Raw genomic sequence first — 19,686 nt, forward strand, 5'->3', positions numbered from 1 at the left:
CGCGCCGCCCCAGTGACAAGCCATTCAGAAGAGGTAGACATGAAACGAATCGGTTTCGTCGGCTGGCGGGGCATGGTCGGCTCCGTACTCATGGAGCGCATGCGCGCCGAGGGCGACTTCGCCGACATCCCAGAGCCGGTGTTCTTCTCCACCTCCCAGGCGGGCCAGCCGGGCCCGGACGTAGGCAAGGGGTCGGCGCCGCTGGGCGATGCGCGGGATATCGACGCGCTGAAGGCGATGGACGCCATCGTGACCACCCAGGGCGGCGACTACACCGGCGAGGTCTACGAGAAGCTCCGTAACGCCGGCTGGCAGGGCTACTGGATCGACGCGGCGTCGACACTGCGCATGGCCGACGACAGCATCATCGTCCTGGACCCAGTGAACCTCGACGTCATCCGGAAGGGGCTGGACGAGGGGACACGCACCTTCGTCGGCGGCAACTGCACGGTCAGCCTCATGCTCATGGGTATGGCCGGGCTGTTCCGCAGCGGCCTGGTGGAGTGGATCAGCCCCATGACCTACCAGGCCGCCTCCGGTGCCGGTGCCCAGAACATGCGCGAGCTGGTCACCCAGATGGGTTACCTCCGCGACGCCGCCGGCGAGGCGCTGGCGGATCCCGCGAGCGCGATCCTGGACATTGACCGGCGCGTCAACGATGCGCTGGCCGGCGACGGCTACCCGGCGGAGCACTTCGGCGTGCCGCTGGCGGGCAGCCTGATCCCCTGGATCGACAAGCCGATGCCCTCCGGTCAGAGCAAGGAGGAGTGGAAGGCGCAGGTCGAGACCAACAAGATCCTCGGTCGCAGCGACAATCCCATTCCGATCGACGGGATCTGCGTGCGCATCGGTGCGATGCGCTCCCACGCCCAGGCACTGACGGTGAAGCTCACGCGTGACGCCCCGCTGGACGAGATCGAGTCCATGATCGCGGAGGACAACGAGTGGGCCAGCGTCGTGCCCAACGAGCCGGAGGCGAGCAAGCACGGGCTGACGCCGGCGGCGGTCTCCGGGACGTTGCGCACGCCGGTCGGGCGGCTGCGCAAGCTCGCGATGGGCGGCGAGTACCTGTCCGCGTTCACGGTCGGTGACCAGCTCCTGTGGGGCGCGGCGGAGCCGCTGCGGCGGATGCTCCGTATCGTGCTGGAAGGCTAGCCGGGCCCCTCCGTGCCGTGCAGGCTGCGGTGCGGAGGGCTCGTGATGTGACGTCTGCGGTTGACGCCATCGCGGTCAGTCGATAAAACCGGGACCAACGTCCGTGTGCATTCGCATCACCCGATGCGCGCCCACCGAGGGGGCTGCCGCGCACGACGGGGGCCCGGGTCAGCGGGCAGCGTTCGGGGGCCGGCGGGAGAGCCGGGGTGCTGTGACAACAACAAGGGACATTATGCGACGTAGAATCGCGATCGCGACGTTCGTTGCGCTGACGGGGGTCTCCGCGAATATCTCGGCGATCGGGCTGGGCCGCATCGAGGCGGGGTCGGCCCTCAACGAGCGATTCAATGCCCGGATTCCGCTGCTTTCCATGGATACCGCGAACGCGGATCAGGTCGAGGTCCGGCTCGCCAGCCAGAAGCAGTTCGAACGTGCCGGGGTCCCCAGGCCCTTCTATCTCACCCGTCTGAATTTCGAGGTCCGCGACGGCGACGACGGTCAGCCTTATATCGCCGTCACCAGCCAGCGGCCGATCCAGGAGCCGTTCCTCGATTTCGTGGTCACCGTCGAGTGGCCGCGGGGCAGTCTGGTGCGCGAGTTTACCGTGTTGCTGGATCCGCCCGTCTACGCCAGCTCCGGGGGGACGAGCGCCGAACCGGCGACGACGCAGCCCGGCGGCGCGGCGGAAACGGAGGCGGAGCCCGCACCGTCTTCAGCGGTGGCGCCCGCATCCGGCACGGCACCGGGCTCCTATGGGCCGGTCGGTGCCGGCGATACGCTCTGGAGCGTCGCGCAGTCCGTGCGTCCCGAGGGCGCGGGGGTCTATCAGACCATGATCGCTCTGCGCGAGGCGAACCCGCAGGCCTTCGTCAACGGCAACATCAACAGTCTGCGCCGCGGTGCGGTGCTCGAGGTTCCGGAGACGGGGGCCATCACCGCGCTCTCGCGTGCCGAGGCGCGCCGGGAGTTCAATCGCCAGATGGCAGCCTGGCGGAACGGCAACGCGGCGAAGACGACGTCCGGGGAGACGGCATCCGCGCCGGATTCCGCCGCCTCTGCGGGCGAGGATGACGCTCAGTCCGGGAAGGCGCCGGAGTCCGGGGACAAGGCAGCCACCGAGGGGCAGTCCGGGAAGGCGTCGCCGGGTAGCGCCGGCGGCGAGCTCCGCGTGGTCGCCCCGACGGGTACCGGCGTGGCCACGGCGGATCTCGCCAGCGCGGATCTCGCGGCAAGCCCCGAGAACATCCGGCGCCTGCAGAACGAGCTGGCGGCCGCCCGGGAAAGCCGGGCTAGCCTCCGCGCGGAGAACGAGGATCTATCCGAGGAGCTGGATTCGCTGAATCAGCGTCTTGCGCGGCTCGAGAGCGCGATCAACGTCGAGGCCGATGGTGCCGTGCCCGCCGGTAACGGGGACGCCTCCGGGCAGGCGGCCGTCGAGACGGCGGCGGATTCCGCCGCCCGGGAGGCGGCCGGCGGTGACACCGGAAACACTGGAAACGCCGGGGACAAGGCGGACACCGGGGGCGGCGTGGCCGGCAACGACAAGGGTGCCGGCGCGCAGGACGGCAACGAGGTACCGGCACAGACGGCGAGTGTCACCGGGCTGGTGGAGCGGACGCTGGATACGCTGCTTGCGAACCGTCTCCTGCTGGCGGGGGCGGGCGGACTGGTCCTCCTGCTCGTGCTGCTGCTGCTGGTAATGCGTCGCCGCCGCAGCGAGGGCGAGACCGAGCGCAGCCTGGCGCAGGCGGCGGCGGAGCGCCGCCGCAGCCAGCGCGCCACCATCAGGAACGAGGGTCCGGAGATCATCGAGGAGGAGGGCGATCCGGCTGAGCAGGCCGACTTCTTCATCGCCTACGGCCGCTACGACAGCGCCCAGGAGGTCCTGGACAAGGCGCTGGACGACGACCCGGACAACACCCAGCTTCGCGTCAAGCTGCTCGAGGTGCTGGCGCGCCGTGATGACCGCCCCGCTTTCGAGTCCGAGGCCCATGCGCTCCGGGCACGGATACAGGATACGGACTCCGCCGAATGGCGGCGTGTCTGCGCGCTGGCCGCGGACGTGGCGCCGGACAATCCGCTGTTTGCCGGAAGCGAGCAGGGGGCCGCGGCACAGGCTCCGGCCACGTCGGCGGCTGAGGACGGGCCGGTGGCCGGTAACGGTGATCGCGAGCAGAGCGCCAGCGAGGCGTTGAGGCAGGCGTATGCGCACGCGGCGGGCACCGCCGCTGGTGTGGAAGAAGCCTCGACGGGGGGCGGGGATTCCGGCGTGACGGTGGCCGACGACGGGCAGGCCGCACCGGAGCCGGCGGGTGGTACGGAGCTGGAATTCGATCTCGATCCGGGGGAGGGCGGTACTCAGGCCGGCGATGACGCCTTCACGAGCACCGACCCGACCCGGGAAGGTCAGTATCCGGTGGAGGACAGCCTGGAACCGCTGGAGTTCGACGGCTCGTTGGCCCCGTCCGGGAACGGGGACGAGGCGTCGGACAGCGAGGTGCCCGCCCCATCTGACGATGACCCGGGCCTGGAGTTCGAGCTCCCGACACCGCCGGACGGACCCGCGGAGGAAGGGACGCCCGCGGCGTCGGCAGAGCGGGGGCCGGGCGAGCCGGACTCCCCCGGTTTCGAGGCCGAGGACCTGGAGCTCGGGGATCTCGACTTCGGCGGCGACGAAGGTTATCAGGCCGGTGACGACGCCCCCGCGACCGGGGCCGATACGGCGTCCGTGGATGACGGCGATATCGGCGGTGGATTCGATTTCGGCGACAACGACGATTGGGACGCGGAGCCGGAGGACGAGGTCGCGACCAAACTGGACCTGGCCCGCGCCTACATCGAGATGGGGGACGCCGAAGGCGCGGAGGCCCTGCTCGATGAGGTCATGGCGGAGGGCGACGACGCGCAGCGCGAGCAGGCCCGCTCCCTGCGCGCCTCCGGTGGCTGACGGCGCGGGTTGAACCTGCATCCGTCGGTACGAATCGTCGTGCTCGTCGCGCTGGCGGCGGGCATGACGGCCGGTGACTGGGCGGCCGTCGTGGTCGGCCTGGTTGTCGTGTTCATGGCCGGCTCGGATCCGGCCGGGCCGCTTGCCGGCGTCCTTCATTCGGCGCGGCGATTGCGCTGGCTGCTCCTCTCCATTGCCGTTTTCTACGGCTGGTTCTCGACTGCGACATTCCACTGGCTGCCGGATGCGGCAGCCCTCTCGGAGGGGGCGCGGCGGGCGGCGATCCTTCTGGTCATGGCGCTGGGGGCGCGCAGGCTCCTGGGCGGGCTCGCACGCGAGCGGACCGCGGCGGCCCTGCTCTGGCTCGTGGCACCACTGGCACGGATCGGGCTGCCCGTGCAGCGCTTCGCCGTGCGGCTGGTCCTGGTGTTCGACCGTCTCGCCGTGCTCGGCGCATGGCGCCCGCCCCGCGGCGGCGGCTCGCGCTGGCGGCGTATTGCCGCGGCGGTTGCCGGCCCGCTTGATTACGCCCTGAAGCGCGCAGAGAACGAGCCGCTGCCGGAGCTGACGCTGCCGTCGATGTCACCGCCACCCGCACGGGACTGGCTGGTAGCATGCGCGGTCGCCGCGGCGCTGTGGCTGGGGTGAGCCGGGGCGGCGGGCGGTGTGGCGTCGCGCACCCCGATGGCGGCGGCAATCAGGCGGAGGATGGCATTGCGGATCGCACTGGGGATCGAATACGACGGTAGCGCGTACAGCGGTTGGCAGCGGCAAGACCACGCACCCTCGGTTCAGGCGGATCTGGAGGCGGCGCTGGCGCGGGTCGCGGACGCGCCGGTTACCGTGACCTGTGCCGGGCGGACGGATGCCGGGGTACATGCCACCCACCAGGTGGTTCACCTCGACCCGCCGGTGCCACGCCCGGAACGCGCCTGGGTCCGCGGGGTGACGTCCAACCTGCCCGCCGCGATCGGGGTGCGCTGGATGCGCCCGGTCGCGCAGGATTTCCACGCGCGTTTCTCGGCGCGGGCCAGGCGTTACCGCTACGTCATTCGCACGGACCCGCTGCGCCCGGTGCTGCTCCGCGATCGTGTCTCCTGGACCTGGCGGGCGCTGTCTATCGAACCGATGCGCTTGGCCGCGGCGCACCTGGTGGGCGAGCACGATTTCACCTCGTTTCGTGCCGTCGCCTGCCAGGCGAAGCACCCGGTGCGCCGGATCCATGAGCTGACGGTCTCCGGCGGGGATGGCTTCGTCTACGTGGACATCGAGGCGAATGCGTTTCTTCACCACATGGTCCGCAATATCGCCGGCGTGCTCATGGCGGTCGGCAGCGGCGATCGTCCGCCAGACTGGGCGGCGGAGGTGCTGGCCGCGCGGGACCGGCGCTGCGGGGGTATGACAGCGCCGGCGGGCGGGCTTTACCTGGTGGGGGTCCGCTATCCGCAGGTGTACGCGCTGCCACCGCTGGGGGTGCTGCCCGCTTTTGCGTGATCCGTTCGCCGCGGGTTAACATTCAAGGCTTTCCCATACTGATGTCGGGCGGGTCCCGTCACGGCGGCCGGATAGTGCGTACACGCGTCAAGGTTTGTGGCATCACCCGTGCGGAGGACGCGGCGGCAGCCGCCGCGAGCGGCGCCGACGCGATCGGTCTGGTGTTCTATCCGCCCAGCCCGCGTGCAGTGGGCGCGGAGACGGCTGCGGCGATCTGCCGGGTGCTCCCGCCGTTCGTCACCGTCGTCGCGCTCTTCCTGGACGCAGCCAGGGCGGATATCGAGCGGGTGCTGGAGACGGTGCCGGTGGATATGCTCCAGTTTCACGGCCGGGAGCCGGCGGTGGACTGCGAGGGATACGGGCGGCGCTACATCAAGGCGCTGGCGATGGCCGAAGGCGAGCCCGATCCCGTGTCGCAGGCCGCGCGGCATCCCGCCGCCAGCGGCTTTCTCCTGGACAGTCACGCCCTGGGCGGTGCCGGCGGGACCGGTACCGCGTTCGACTGGGGGCTTTATCCCGGTGACATCGGCAGGCCGCTGGTGCTCGCCGGTGGCCTGCACCCCGGTAATGTCGCCGAGGCCATCGAGCGCACGCAGCCGTGGGCGGTGGACGTCAGCAGCGGCGTGGAGAGCGCGCCCGGCATCAAGGATCACGCCCGCATCGAGGCATTCGTCAGAGAGGTTGAACGTGTCCGATACCAATAAGGCGGGTGAGCGCGCCGCTGATTACGCGGGATTCCCGGACAGCACCGGGCACTTCGGCCGTTTCGGCGGCCGTTTCGTGCCGGAACTGCTCATGGCCCCGCTCGAGGAGCTCACCGAGGCCTATCTGCGTTACCGCGAGGACCCCTCCTTCCAGGAGGAGCTCCACCGCGACCTGCGTGACTACGTGGGGCGCCCGTCGCCGCTGTACCTGGCCGAGCGGTGGAGTGACCGGATCGGCGGCGCGCGGATCTGGTTCAAGCGCGAGGACCTCAATCACACGGGTGCTCACAAGATCAACAACACCATGGGCCAGGCGCTGCTCGCCGCGCGTATGGGCAAGCGCCGGATCGTTGCGGAGACGGGCGCGGGCCAGCACGGCGTTGCGTCGGCGACGGTGGCCGCCCGCCTGGGGCTGGAGTGCGTCGTCTACATGGGGGCCGAGGACGTGCGCCGCCAGTCCGTGAACGTTTACCGAATGCGTTTGCTGGGCGCGCGCGTGGTACCGGTGGAATCCGGTTCGCGTACGCTCAAGGACGCGCTCAACGAGGCGTTCAGGGACTGGGCCGCGAACGTCGACGATACGTTCTACATCATCGGCACCGTGGCCGGGCCGCATCCGTATCCGCTCATGGTGCGGGATTTCCAGTCGGTGATCGGGCGCGAGACCCGGGAGCAGATGCTCGAGCGTGTGGGCCGGCTGCCGGACGCACTGGTGGCCTGCGTTGGCGGTGGGTCCAACGCCATCGGGCTGTTTCATCCGTTCCTGGGCGATTCCGATGTGCGCATCGTCGGCGTCGAGGCCGGCGGCGAGGGCGTCGACACGGGTCGCCATGCGGCGCCGCTGTCGGCCGGCCGGCCGGGCGTGCTCCACGGCAACCGCACGTATCTCATGGAGACCGAGGACGGCCAGATCCTCGGCACTCACTCCGTCTCCGCCGGCCTGGACTACCCGGGTGTCGGGCCGGAGCATTCGTGGCTGCGGGATACCGGCCGCGCCGAGTACGTCTCCGCCACGGACGGGCAGGCGATCGATGCCTTCCACGAGGTGACCCGCACCGAGGGCATCATGCCGGCGCTGGAGACGGCCCACGCACTCGCGTATGCCCGCGAGCTCGCCGCCGGCATGGAGCGCGACCGGCACATCGTGGTGAACCTCTCCGGCCGCGGCGACAAGGACATCAACACCGTGGCGGCGCTGCAGGGGATGGAGCTATGAGCCGTATCGAGCAGTGTTTCACGAGCGCGCGGGAGGCCGGGCGCAAGCTCCTGATTCCCTACATCACCGGCGGCGATCCGGCGCCGGCGGAGACCGCTGCGCTGATGCACACGCTGGTGGATGCCGGCGCGGATCTCATCGAGGTTGGGATGCCGTTCTCCGACCCGATGGCGGATGGCCCCGTGATCCAGGCTGCCTGTGAGCGGGCGCTGGCACACGGTACGACGGTGCGCGACGTACTGGCCGCCGTGCGCCGGTTCCGGGAACGGGACGCGCACACCCCGGTGGTGCTTATGGGGTATCTCAATCCCATCGAGCAGCTCGGTTACGAGACCTTTGCCGCGGAGGCGCGGGACGCGGGTGTGGATGGTGTGCTCTGCGTCGACCTGCCGCCGGAGGAGAGTCACGACCTCGTTGACGTGCTCGGCAAGGCCGGCCTGGCCCCGATCTGGCTGATCGCGCCGACTACCCGCCGGGAGCGGATCACCGCGATCTGCGACGTGGCGCGGGGCTACGTCTACTACGTCTCGCTCAAGGGCGTGACCGGGGCCGACACCCTGGACGTGGACGATGTCGCCGAACACGTGGACACGATCCGGGGCCTCACCGCACTGCCGGTGGGTGTCGGTTTCGGCATCCGCGACGCCGCGACCGCGGCGCGGGTCGCTGCCGTCTCGGATGCGGTCGTGGTCGGCAGTGCCATCGTCCGCCTGGTCGGCGAGCATGCCGACGATCCGGCCGCCGGTCGCAAGGCGGTGGCAGACCTCGTGCGGGGCATGCGCGAGGCCATGGACGTCCGGAGCCAGGCGACGGCTTGAGGAGATTTCGATGAGCTGGTTCGAGAAACTGATGCCTTCGCGTATCCGTACCGAAGCGGGGGGGAGCCGCACGCGCAGCATTCCCGAGGGGCTGTGGACGAAGTGCGAGGAGTGTACCGCGGTGCTGTACCGCCCGGAGCTCGAGCGCCACCTCGAGGTCTGCCCGAAGTGCGGCCACCATATGCGCATCGGCGCCCGCCGGCGGCTGGAGTGGTTCCTCGACGAGGACTCCGGCAGCGAGATCGGCACGGACGTGACGCCGGTGGACATCCTGCGTTTTCGCGACAGCAAGAAGTACAAGGACCGCCTGGTCCAGGCACAGAAGAACACCGGCGAGAAGGATGCGCTGATCGCCATGTCCGGCACCGTTCACGAGGTGCCGGTGGTGGCCGCGGCCTTCGAGTTCTCGTTCATGGGCGGCTCCATGGGCTCCGTGGTGGGCGAGCGGTTCGTGCGCGCCGCCAACGCTGCGCTCGAGTCGCGCAGTGCGCTGGTGTGCTTTACCGCCAGTGGCGGCGCGCGGATGCAGGAGGCGCTGTTCTCGCTAATGCAGATGGCCAAGACCAGTGCCGTGCTGGCGCGCCTGCGCGAGGCCGGGGTGCCGTTCATCTCCGTGCTCACCGACCCGACCACCGGTGGGGTGTCCGCGAGCTTTGCCATGCTGGGAGACGTCAACGTCGCCGAGCCCAAGGCCCTCATCGGCTTTGCGGGGCCGCGGGTCATCGAGCAGACGGTGCGTGAGACCCTGCCGGAGGGCTTCCAGCGCTCCGAGTTCCTGCTGGAGCACGGCGTGGTGGATGCCATCATCGACCGCCGTGATATGCGCGAGCGCCTGGCCCGTATCATCGCCATGCTCAACGGACGGGCGGCACCGGCGGTCCAGCCCCAGGCCGCGATCGAGGGCTGAGCTGACGTTGCGCTTCCAACGGGTCGACGACTGGCTTGCATGGCTGGAGACACTGCATCCCCGGGCGATCGATCCGGGACTCGAGCGTATCGGCGAGGTGGCGGCACGCATGGGCCTCAACCGGCCGCCGGTGCCCGTGGTCACCGTCGCCGGGACCAACGGCAAGGGCAGCACCGTGGCGGCCGTCACGGCGCTGGCCGGCGCGGCGGGGCACAGCACGGGGGCGTATACCTCGCCCCACCTGCTGGCGTTCAACGAGCGTATCGCCATCGACGGCGAGCCGGTATCGGATGACCGCCTGCTGGCCGCCTTTGATGCGATAGACCGCGCACGCGGCGAGGTCACCCTGAGCTACTTCGAGTTCGCGACCCTGGCGGCGCTATGGTGCTTCCGCGAGGCGGGCTGTGACCTGTGGGTCCTCGAAGTCGGCCTCGGCGGGCGCCTGGATGCGACCAACGTCCTGGCCCCGACGGTAGCGGTGATCACCAGCGTGGGCCTAGATCACACGGAGTGGCTCGGCGAAGACCGCGAGGCGATCGGCACCGAGAAGGCGGGCATCCTCCGACCGGGCACGCCGCTCGTGCTCGCCGACCCGGACCCGCCGACGAGCGTGCTGGCCGCCGCCGCGGCGCAGGACTGCCCGGTGGAGCGCATCGGAGAGACCTTCCGTGCCGTGACGGCCACTCCGGGCGCCGACCACTGGCGTTACGAGGACGCCTCCGGCGCGCTTGACGCCATCCCGCGGCCGGACTGCATGCCGGCGGCGCTGCTCGCGAACCCGGCGGCGGCCGTCGCTGCGCTGCGCCGGCTCGGTGACGGCTGGCTGCCGGATACCGCCACCGCGGCGGCCGTGCTCGGCGCCGCCACGGCGCCGGCCCGGTTCCAGCGCCTGGAGCGGGCGGTGCCGTGGTACGTGGATGTTGCCCATAATCACGACGGCGCCCGTGCTCTGGGCGAGCGGTTGCGCGCGGGAGCCGGCCCGGGCCGTACCCATGCCGTGTTCGCGATCATGTCCCGCAAGGATGCGGGGGGTGTCGTCGCGGCGCTACACGACGCGGTCGACGTCTGGCACGTGCTCGCACTGGACGATCCGTCGGCGCGGCGCAGTGAGGACCTCATCGCCCTGATCCGCGAGGCCGGTGGCCGCGTCGGACGCTGTGCGCCGGTGGATACGCTGATGCGGGAGCTCGACGGCAGCCTGGGGCCCGGCGACCGGGTCATCGCCTTCGGCTCGTTCCGTGTGGCGGAGGACGTGCTCCGTGCGCACCGGAGGCTGCTACCATAGGGCGGAGCAAGCGGTGCCGGCCCGCACCGCGGTGATGCCTGGGACTGCATCTTGATCTTGGGGGATGGCGTGGATACGCGACTCAAGCACCGTCTGGCCGGAGCCACCATCATCGTCGCCCTCGTGGTGATCTTCCTGCCCATGCTGCTGGAAGGGCCCGTGAAGGAGCGGCGGATCGACGTGCCCATGGACGTGCCGCCGGCCGGCGAGGAAGCGCCGGACGCGGGCTTGCCGGACAAGGGCGTCGCAGACGCGCCGGATCCCGGTGCGGACCAGGAGGCCGTGCCGGAGCCGGAGATGCCGGCGAACGACGGAGCCGGCGCCGGGGAGACGGATACCGGTGCCACCGGCTCCGCGGAGACGCAGCCGTCGGCGTCCGCTACGGCGGCGGATCAGACTCCGTCCAGCCCGGAGCCTGCCGCCGACGGGGCCCCGGCCGAGTCCGCGGCCCCGCAGGAGGGGGGCTGGGCCGTGCAGGTGGGTGGGTTCAGCGAGCGCGCCAACGCGGTCGCGGTACGCGACCGCCTGCGCAGTAAGGGTTACGATGTCTACGTCGCCGAGGCGGAGGCCGACGGTAATGCGATATTCCGGGTGCGTGTCGGCCCCGTGGCGTCCCGGGAACGTGCCGACAGCCTCGCGAAGGAACTCTCCGGGAAGGAGGGTTTGCCCGTGCTCGTGGTCTCCCGCTAGCCTGTGCGCGCCCGACTCACCGTCGCTGATCCGGTGCCGTCAACTTGAGCTGGCTCGATATTGTTTTCCTGTCGGTGATCGCCATATCGGTGATCATCAGCCTCGTGCGCGGGTTCGTGCGCGAGTGTCTCTCCATCGTCACCTGGATTGCGGCAATCTGGGCGGCGGTGCGGTTCACCGCGCCGGTGGCGGTATGGCTGGATGGACTGATCGCCTCGCCGACGGTGCGCATGGCCGTGGCCTTCGGCGCGCTGTTCGTGGCGGTCCTGCTCGCCGGCGGGCTCCTCAACCACCTTGCCCGCCAGCTTGTCGGGCGCACCGGTCTGAGCGGCACGGACCGCACCCTGGGGGCGGTCTTCGGCGCCGCCCGCGGGGCGGTGATCATCGCTGCGCTCATCCTCGCTGCCGGACTGACGACACTGCCACGGGAGGGCTGGTGGCAGCGCTCCGTGATTGCGGCCTGGATGACGCCGCGGGTGTGTTCGCTCGGCGTCGAGGGCTGGCTGGAGGACTTCCGGCTGCGGGTCCCCGGGACCGGCGCCGGCGAGCGGGGCGAGCGGCTGTCGCGCTACTGGGACGAGTTCTGCCGGCGTCCAACGCTGGTCCGCCGCTCCACGGAGGGGCTGGCGGCCGGTGCGGACGGCGGTGTCATCGAGTAATCGGAGGTAGGAAACAATGTGCGGTGTGATCGGCATGGTCGGCTGCGGCCCGGTCAACCAGGCGCTCTACGACGGCCTGACCGTGCTCCAGCACCGGGGCCAGGACGCCGCGGGCATCATGACCTATGACCAGGGACGTCTGTTCCTGCGCAAGAGCAATGGCCTGGTGCGCGACGTCTTCCGGACCCGGCACATGCTCCAGCTCCAGGGCAACGTGGGCATCGGGCACGTGCGCTATCCCACCGCGGGGTGTTCGAGCTCGGCGGAGGCGCAGCCGTTCTACGTGAATTCCCCCTACGGGATCAGCCTTGCCCATAACGGCAACCTCACCAACGCCGAGGAGATCAAGCGCGATCTCTATCTCCAGGATCTGCGCCACATCAACACCAACTCCGACTCGGAGATCCTGCTCAACGTCTTCGCCCACGAGCTCGGCGAGATGCGCAAGCTGCGCATCGGGCCGGACGAGATCTTCGACGCCGTCGCGGGCATCCAGCGCCGTTGCCGCGGCGGCTTCGCCGCAGTGGCGATGATCAATGGCTACGGCGTGCTCGGGTTCCGCGATCCCTACGGCATCCGGCCGTTGTGCTTCGGTCGCCGGGAGACGGAGGCGGGCACGGAGTACATGATCGCCTCCGAGAGCGTCGCCCTGAGCGTGCTGGGCTTCGAGCGGGTACGTGACGTCGCCCCCGGCGAGGCGGTGTTCATCGACCTCGAAGGGCAGCTCCACAGTCGGCAGTGCGCGGAGAACCCGCAGCTCAACCCGTGCATCTTCGAGTACGTCTACCTGGCGCGCCCGGATTCGATCATCGACGACGTCTCGGTGTACAAGTCGCGTCTGCGCATGGGGCGGATGCTTGCCCACAAGATCATGCGCGAGTGGCCCGATCATGACATCGACGTGGTCATCCCGGTGCCGGACACCAGCCGCACGGCAGCGCTGGATATGGCCAATGAGCTCGGCCTGACCTACCGCGAGGGCTTCATCAAGAACCGTTACATCGGCCGGACGTTCATCATGCCGGGCCAGGCGGTGCGCCAGAAGTCCGTGCGCCAGAAGCTGAACCCCATCGAACTGGAGTTTCACGGCAAGAACGTCCTGCTCGTGGACGACTCGGTGGTGCGCGGCACGACCAGCCAGCAGATCATCCAGATGACCCGCGAGGTCGGCGCGAACAAGGTCTATTTTGCCTCCGCGGCGCCGCCGGTGCGCTACCCGAACGTCTATGGCATCGATATGCCGGCCGCCCACGAGCTCCTTGCCCATAACCGCGACGAGGACGAGATCGCGCGGGTGATCGGGGCGGACGGGGTGATCTACCAGGATCTGGAAGACCTCGCGACCGCCGTGCGCGAGGGCAATCCCGCGCTTACGGGCTTCGACTGCTCCTGCTTCGACGGCCGCTACGTCACGGGTGACGTCACCGAGGGCTATCTCCAGGACCTCGAGAACGCGCGCTCGGACGAGGCCAAGGCGGCCACCGAGGGCCAGGGCGCGGCCGCCAACCTGGACCGGGTCCTCGGCAACGCGGATTGACATGCCCGGGGCCGGGACATAACGTCACGTCAATCCGCCGCCACTGTGGCCGCGGATTGGGGCGCCGATTTGATCCCCAGCTTGCGGGCGCCGCGTGCCGGCCTTCTTCGGAGACCGGTCAGCAAATACGGCTAAAGCGTGGAGCAGCGGCCTGGTTCGCTCGTCTCCCTCCGCCCGCCCCGTCGAAATCCAGTTGAAGAGGGCGCTATGAGCGACAGCGACACCGACGCCTGGGGGCTTGCCACCCTGGGCGTTCGCGCCGGTCACGACCGGACTCCCGAGCAGGAGCACGCCGAGGCGATTTTCCCGACCTCGAGTTTCGTGTTCTCCAGCGCGGCGGAGGCCGCCGAGAAGTTCGCCGAGCGTGAGCCCGGCAATATCTATTCGCGCTTCACCAACCCCACCGTCCGAACCTTCGAGCGCCGCCTCGCGGCGATGGAGGGCGGCGAGTGCGCGCGTGGCACGGCCTCCGGCATGGCGGCCATCCTGTCCACGGTCATGTCGCTGCTGGACAGCGGGGATCACATCGTCGCCTCGGACAGCCTGTTCGGCTCCACCGTCTCGCTGCTTACCAACCACCTGGCGCGGTTCGGCATCGAGACCACCTTCGTCCCCCTCGCGGATACTGAGGCCTGGGCCGCCGCGGTCCAGTCCAACACGCGGATGTTCTTCCTGGAGACGCCCTCCAACCCGCTCACGGAGCTTGCCGACATCCCCGCCGTGGCGGAGATCGCCCACGCCAATCACGCCGTTCTGGTGGTGGACAACTGCTTCTGTACACCGGCGCTCCAGCGACCGCTCGACCTGGGGGCGGACATCGTCGTGCACTCGGCGACCAAGTATCTCGATGGCCAGGGCCGCTGTGTGGGCGGCGCGGTCGTCGGCGATTCCGAACGGGTCGGCCGCAAGGTGCACGGGTTCCTGCGCACTGCCGGGCCGTCGATGAGCCCGTTCAACGCCTGGGTCTTCCTGAAGGGCCTGGAAACACTGGCGGTCCGCATGCGCGCGCACTGCGAGGCCGCCCAGGCGGTTGCAGAGTGGCTGGACGCGCACCCGGCGGTGGCACACGTGTACTATCCGGGGCTTCCCGGGCATTCCCAGCATGCGCTTGCCGCCCGTCAACAGCGGGGTTTCGGCGGAATTGTCTCGTTCGACGTGGTCGGTGGACGCGAGGCGGCGTGGCGAGTGGTCGATGCCACGCGGCTGCTTTCCATTACCGCCAACCTGGGCGATACCCGCTCGACCATCACCCACCCGGCGACCACCACCCATGGCCGAAATACCCAGGCCCAGCGGGACGTCGCGGGCATCGGCGACGGCCTGCTGCGGATGTCGGTGGGCCTGGAGGACGTTGACGACATCAGGGCGGACCTGGATCGCGGGCTCTCCGCCGGGGGGCGGACATGAGTGCATGCGGGGACCTGGAGGCGATGTACCGTGCCGGTATCAGGGCCGTCGCCGGCCGGCCCGCCGTGCGCGAATGGCTGCGGGCCCACCCGCTGTCCGGCCAGTGGCACCTCATCGCGGTCGGCAAGGCCGCCGCCGCCATGACCCTGGGTGCAAGGGACGTTCTCGGTGAGCGCCTGCTCGGCGGGCTGGTCATCACCCGGGAAGGCTATGAAGATCCGGCGCTGGACGGTGTGCCGGGGCTGCGCATGATCAGTTCCGCCCATCCCGTGCCGGATGCGCGTAGCCTCGCCGCCGGTGACGCCGCGGTGACGCTGCTGGAGGAGGCGCCGGCGGACGCCCGCTTCCTCGTGCTGATCTCGGGCGGTGCCTCGGCACTGATGGAGCGCCTGCCCGGCGGCGCCGGCGAGGCGGAGCTTGCGGCCCTCAACCGCCGCATGCTGGCGGGCGGGCTCGCCATCGGCGACATGAACCGGATCCGCCGGCGCTTCTCCACGGTAAAAGGGGGGCGGCTCGGTGTCCGACTCGCCGGGCGAACGGCCTGCCAGCTGATCATCTCCGATGTCCCCGGGGACGACCCGGCGGTGATCGGCTCCGGTCCTTTCGTCGCGGCGCCGGCGTCCGACGCCGGCGCGCTGCCCGAGGGCTACGACGAGCTCATGCCGGTGGCTGACCCGTCGCCGACGCCGGATGACCCCGGACTCGGCGGGCTCGACACCCATCTGGTCGCGACCAATCGCCACGCGGTGGAGGCGGCGGCCGCCGAGGCGCGCCGGCTCGGCTACGCGGTGCACGATCATGCCGACGACCCCCTCGAAGGGGATGCGGTCGCGCTCGGTCACCGTATCGGTGCGGGCCTGCGCGATGCGCCGCCCGGCGTCCATCTGCGCGGTGGTGAGCCCACCGTGGTATTGCCTGAGAATCCCGGCCGGGGCGGGCGTATGCAGGCGCTCGCGCTAGCGGCGGCCTGTGAGCTGGCCGGCAGTGCCGGGACAGGCCTGCTAGCCGGCGGCACGGACGGCGCGGACGGCGCGTCGGAGGCGGCCGGCGCCCTGGTCGACGGGGGCACGCTCAGGCGGGGTGCGGCTTACGGGGCCGATGCCGAGACGGCGCTGAGGCGGGCGGACGCGGGCGGCTTTCTCTCCTGCAGCGGTGATCTCATCGAGACCGGGCCGACGGGCACGAACGTCATGGACCTGGTGATCGGGTTGCGCGAGGCGGAATGACGGCGCGGTCTGCGGATACGGCCCGCCGGCTGCGGGCGTGCCTCGATGAGTCTGATCCCGGAATGAAGGCCGAGGCGGCGAAGGTGCTTCACGCCGACTGGGAAGGTGGGCGGCTGGCGCCGCCGGATGACAGCACGCCGGGGCCCATCGCCGCGCCGGGAAGGCCGCCACGCCCGCAGCTGGTTTCGCCGGCCGACGTGCCGAGACGGCGGCTGGGCAGTGCCGCCGGCCGCGCGGCATTGCTTCATGCGGTGGCACACATCGAATTCAACGCCATCAACCTGGCCCTGGATGCCGCCTACCGTTTCCGGGGCATGCCGGCGGATTACTACGGCGACTGGCTGCGTGTCGCCGCGGATGAGGCACGGCACTTCCGGATGGTCGCGAACCGCCTCGGCGATCTGGGCTACGGCTACGGCGATTTCCCCGCACACAACGGCCTCTGGGAGATGGCGGAGAAGACCGCCCACGACGTCATGGTGCGCATGGCGCTGGTGCCCCGGGTGCTGGAGGCGCGCGGCCTGGACGTCACGCCCGGCATGATCGACCGTCTGGAGCAGGCCGGCGATACCGTCTCGGCCGACATTCTGCGGACGATCCTGGACGAGGAGGTCGCCCATGTGGCGATCGGGTCCCGCTGGTTCACCTGGGCCTGTGCGGGGCGCGGGCTCGATGCCGAGGCGCTTTTCCCCGAGCTGCTGGACACCTACATGCGCGGTGCTCTCCGCGGCCCGTTCAATGTCGACGCACGCCGGGCTGCGGGGTTCTCCGACCGGGAGATCGAGGCCCTGGAACGCGATGCTGACGCGGCGCGGGGCCGCGCATAGCGGGGCGTCTGCCCAGGGGGGTGCGGCGGGATGCTACAGTCGGCGGGCGCCGTCATCGGCCGGCGGCGCCCGCGCGGGAGCAGGCGACACGGGAGCGCTAGCCATGGACGTTGAACTCCTCGAGATCCGCCAGCACATGGGGCGTTTCCCCCCGTTCGACCGGATCTCCGACGACCTCCTGGACGAAGTGGCCGGGCAGGTCGAGGTCGCCTACTACAAGGCGGGTACGCCCATCCTGGAGCTCGATCAGCCGATCGAGCGTCTCTGCTACGTGCGCAGCGGCGCGGTGGAAGTCTACCGCCGCAGCGGGACCCTGTTCGACCGCCTCGGCGAGGGCGACGTCTTCGGGCACTTCAGCCTGTTGCGCAATCACCGCGTGCGCTTCCCGGCGACCGCCCTGGAAGACAGCCTGATCTACTTTATCCCCGAGACAGCGTTCTGGCGGCTGTGCGAATCCGACGACCAGTTCGCCGACTTCGTCGAGCTGGGCCGGCCCCGTCTGGAGGCGGCGGTGGAGGAGCAGCGCAAGAACAACGAGATGATGGTCACCCGGGTCCGCAAGCTCCTGACCCGGGCGCCGCAGATGGTCGAGTCGACCGTGTCCGTACAGCAGGCGGCGCAGCGGATCACCGCCTCCCAGGCCTCGGCGGTGCTGGTGGTGGACGCCGCCGTCGCGGACCCGCGCTATACCTACACCGACCGTGAGGGCCAGCAGTGGCAGGTCCGCGGCATCCTCACCGACAGCGATTTCCGTACCCGGGTGGTGGCGGAGGGGCGCTCGCCGGACACCCCGGTGGGCGAGGTGGTCGGCGACCGGCTGATCGCGATCCAGTCGGACGAGTCCGTCTACGAGGCGATGCTGTGCATGCTCCGCAATAACGTCCACCATCTGCCGGTCGTGCACCGCCGGCGTCCCGTAGGCATTGTTCACCTCTCGGACATCATCCGCTACGAGACCCAGAGCAGCCTCTACCTGGTCGACAGCATCTTCAATCAGCCCACGCCCGTGGGACTCGCGCGGCTGTTGCCGGACGTGCGCGCGGCGCTGGTACGCATGGTCAACGATGGCGCGGACTCGCGAATGATCGGTAGCGCCCTGTCGACGATCGGTCGCAGCTTCACCCGGCGGCTGCTGGAGCTCGCAGAACAGGTGCTCGGGCCGCCGCCCGTGCCTTACTGCTTCATGGTCATGGGCTCGATGGCCCGTGACGAGCAGACCATCGTCAGCGATCAGGACAATGCCCTGGTGCTGAGCGACGACTTCGATCCGGACAGTCACGACGCCTATTTCGAGGCGTTGGCGCGCTACGTGAGCGACGGTCTGGCCGCCTGCGGCTACAGCTACTGCAAGGGCGACATCATGGCGACCAACCCGCGCTGGCGCCAGCCCCTGTCGCAGTGGAAGGCGTACTTCCGGAACTGGATCGACGAGCCGACGCCGGAGCGCCTGCTGCACAGCTCCATCTTTTTCGACCTGGACGCGGTGTACGGTGAGAACCGGTTCGTGGAGGCACTACAGGACCTCGTCGCGGAAGGCGCGAAGGGCAACGAACGCTTCCTCGCGGCGATGGCGCGAAACGCGCTCAATCGCACGCCGCCACTCGGTTTCTTCCGCAACTTCGTCATGGAACACGACGGCCGCCACAACAACTCCATCAACCTCAAGCGCCGCGGAACAGCGCCACTGGTGGACCTCATCCGCGTCCACGCGCTCGCGTGCGGCGCCCGCGCGCAGAACTCCTTTGACCGACTGGATCAGATCGGGCGTACCCAGCTTCTGGGTCCGGGCGTGGCGGACCGGCTGCGTTACGCGCTGGAGTTCCTGACGATGTCGCGCATTCGCCACCAGGTGATCGACCTCGAGCAGGAGCGCGAGCCGGACAACAACATCGAGCCGGAAAACGTCCCGGACAGCGAGCGCCACAATCTCAAGGAGGCCTTCCAGGCCCTGAGCAATGCCCAGAAGTTCCTGAAGTTCCGCTACCCGGCGCCGACGCGGGGGCGTTAACCCGTGCGCGGGCGCTGGCGGTCACATAGCCGCTCCGGGGCGAACCAGTGGGGGCCGTACATCGCCGCCCGCGCCGCCGGGTCCCGGGTCCCGGCCCTGGCGCGGTACTATGGCGCCGGCCTGCCGTCGGCGGACACGCCGATCGGGGAGGTGTCCTTCCTGGCCCTGGATATCGAAACCACCGGCCTGGACGAGGCCCGCCACGCCATCGTGAGCGTCGGGGTCGTGCCTTTCGATCTCGACCGCATCCGCCTGGCAGACCGCCACTACTGGGTGGTGCATCCGCCCCGGGCGTTGAGCAGCCTCTCCGTTACCTTCCACCACATTACCCACACGGATATCGAGAACGCGCCGGATTTCGTGGAGGTGCTCCCGTCACTGCTGGAGGCGATGGCCGGCCGCGTGGTGGTCGTGCACTACCGCAACATCGAGCGCTCGTTCCTGGACGCTGCGGCGAAGGCCCGAGTCGGCGAGCACCTGTTGTTCCCCGTGGTCGACACGATGGCCATCGAGGCCCATCGCCACCGGCTGTCCCTGTGGGCCCGTTTCCGGCGGTGGCTGGGCCACCCGCCGGTGTCCATACGCCTCAATGACAGTCGCCAGCGTTACGGCCTGCCGGTTTACCAGGGGCACCACGCTCTGGTGGACGCGCTCGCCACCGCGGAGTTGTTCCAGGCGCAGGTGGCCACCCACCTCCGGCGGGACATGCCCGTGGGTCGACTCTGGAGCTAGGCAGGACGGCCACTCCGGTCACCACCGGTGGAGCGATGGTTTTCCGGGAACGGGATAACGGTGGGGAGGGCGCA

At 69.9% G+C, this 19,686-nt stretch carries 17 protein-coding genes; all 17 read left to right on the forward strand.

Annotated elements, in window-relative coordinates; all coding sequences use genetic code 11:
* Window positions 1-39: 39 nt before the first annotated feature.
* Entirely contained in the window at window positions 40-1,155 is a 1,116-nt protein-coding gene (gene asd, locus ACEZHJ_RS05070; RefSeq protein WP_163138742.1) for an aspartate-semialdehyde dehydrogenase, read from the forward strand.
* Between the two features lie 232 nt (window positions 1,156-1,387).
* Window positions 1,388-4,102, forward strand: coding sequence for a FimV/HubP family polar landmark protein (locus ACEZHJ_RS05075; RefSeq protein ID WP_163138741.1), 2,715 nt, complete (start codon window positions 1,388-1,390; stop codon window positions 4,100-4,102).
* Between the two features lie 9 nt (window positions 4,103-4,111).
* Entirely contained in the window at window positions 4,112-4,750 is a 639-nt protein-coding gene (locus ACEZHJ_RS05080) for a hypothetical protein (RefSeq protein WP_259201908.1), read from the forward strand.
* Window positions 4,751-4,810: 60 nt separating this feature from the next.
* On the forward strand, window positions 4,811-5,596 hold the full coding sequence (truA, locus tag ACEZHJ_RS05085) for a tRNA pseudouridine(38-40) synthase TruA (protein ID WP_205599696.1): 786 nt from the start codon (window positions 4,811-4,813) through the stop codon (window positions 5,594-5,596).
* Between the two features lie 74 nt (window positions 5,597-5,670).
* Window positions 5,671-6,300: a phosphoribosylanthranilate isomerase gene (locus ACEZHJ_RS05090; protein ID WP_018716954.1), complete on the forward strand. Its 630-nt coding sequence runs from the start codon at window positions 5,671-5,673 to the stop codon at window positions 6,298-6,300.
* Window positions 6,278-7,516 carry a tryptophan synthase subunit beta gene (gene trpB, locus ACEZHJ_RS05095; RefSeq protein ID WP_018716953.1) on the forward strand — a complete coding sequence of 413 codons (1,239 nt, stop codon included), beginning with the start codon at window positions 6,278-6,280 and terminating at the stop codon, window positions 7,514-7,516. The genes ACEZHJ_RS05090 and trpB overlap by 23 nt, the downstream gene beginning before the upstream one ends.
* Window positions 7,513-8,334, forward strand: coding sequence for a tryptophan synthase subunit alpha (gene trpA / locus ACEZHJ_RS05100; RefSeq protein ID WP_018716952.1), 822 nt, complete (start codon window positions 7,513-7,515; stop codon window positions 8,332-8,334). The genes trpB and trpA overlap by 4 nt, the downstream gene beginning before the upstream one ends.
* Before the next feature lie 10 nt (window positions 8,335-8,344).
* Window positions 8,345-9,241: an acetyl-CoA carboxylase, carboxyltransferase subunit beta gene (gene accD, locus ACEZHJ_RS05105; RefSeq protein ID WP_018716951.1), complete on the forward strand. Its 897-nt coding sequence runs from the start codon at window positions 8,345-8,347 to the stop codon at window positions 9,239-9,241.
* 7 nt (window positions 9,242-9,248) lie between these two features.
* Window positions 9,249-10,526: a folylpolyglutamate synthase/dihydrofolate synthase family protein gene (locus ACEZHJ_RS05110; protein ID WP_163138738.1), complete on the forward strand. Its 1,278-nt coding sequence runs from the start codon at window positions 9,249-9,251 to the stop codon at window positions 10,524-10,526.
* Between the two features lie 69 nt (window positions 10,527-10,595).
* On the forward strand, window positions 10,596-11,216 hold the full coding sequence (locus ACEZHJ_RS05115) for an SPOR domain-containing protein (RefSeq protein ID WP_163138737.1): 621 nt from the start codon (window positions 10,596-10,598) through the stop codon (window positions 11,214-11,216).
* Window positions 11,217-11,260: 44 nt separating this feature from the next.
* Window positions 11,261-11,875, forward strand: a complete 615-nt coding sequence (locus ACEZHJ_RS05120) for a CvpA family protein (protein WP_018716948.1) — start codon at window positions 11,261-11,263, stop codon at window positions 11,873-11,875.
* 16 nt (window positions 11,876-11,891) lie between these two features.
* Window positions 11,892-13,412, forward strand: coding sequence for an amidophosphoribosyltransferase (gene purF, locus ACEZHJ_RS05125; RefSeq protein ID WP_018716947.1), 1,521 nt, complete (start codon window positions 11,892-11,894; stop codon window positions 13,410-13,412).
* A gap of 207 nt (window positions 13,413-13,619) precedes the next feature.
* Window positions 13,620-14,819, forward strand: a complete 1,200-nt coding sequence (locus ACEZHJ_RS05130) for an O-succinylhomoserine sulfhydrylase (RefSeq protein ID WP_018716946.1) — start codon at window positions 13,620-13,622, stop codon at window positions 14,817-14,819.
* Window positions 14,816-16,045, forward strand: a complete 1,230-nt coding sequence (locus ACEZHJ_RS05135; RefSeq protein ID WP_040409168.1) for a glycerate kinase — start codon at window positions 14,816-14,818, stop codon at window positions 16,043-16,045. Before ACEZHJ_RS05130 ends, ACEZHJ_RS05135 begins: the two co-directional genes overlap by 4 nt.
* Complete coding sequence (locus ACEZHJ_RS05140) at window positions 16,042-16,872, forward strand: ferritin-like domain-containing protein (RefSeq protein ID WP_156831109.1); 831 nt, start codon at window positions 16,042-16,044, stop codon at window positions 16,870-16,872. Before ACEZHJ_RS05135 ends, ACEZHJ_RS05140 begins: the two co-directional genes overlap by 4 nt.
* Before the next feature lie 103 nt (window positions 16,873-16,975).
* Window positions 16,976-18,880, forward strand: coding sequence for a DUF294 nucleotidyltransferase-like domain-containing protein (locus ACEZHJ_RS05145; RefSeq protein ID WP_163138736.1), 1,905 nt, complete (start codon window positions 16,976-16,978; stop codon window positions 18,878-18,880).
* Window positions 18,881-18,883: 3 nt separating this feature from the next.
* Window positions 18,884-19,612: a 3'-5' exonuclease gene (locus tag ACEZHJ_RS05150; RefSeq protein WP_018716942.1), complete on the forward strand. Its 729-nt coding sequence runs from the start codon at window positions 18,884-18,886 to the stop codon at window positions 19,610-19,612.
* The last annotated feature ends 74 nt before the right edge of the window (window positions 19,613-19,686 follow it).

Source organism: Arhodomonas sp. KWT2 (assembly GCF_041949875.1).
Classification (GTDB): Bacteria; Pseudomonadota; Gammaproteobacteria; order Nitrococcales; family Nitrococcaceae; genus Arhodomonas; species Arhodomonas aquaeolei.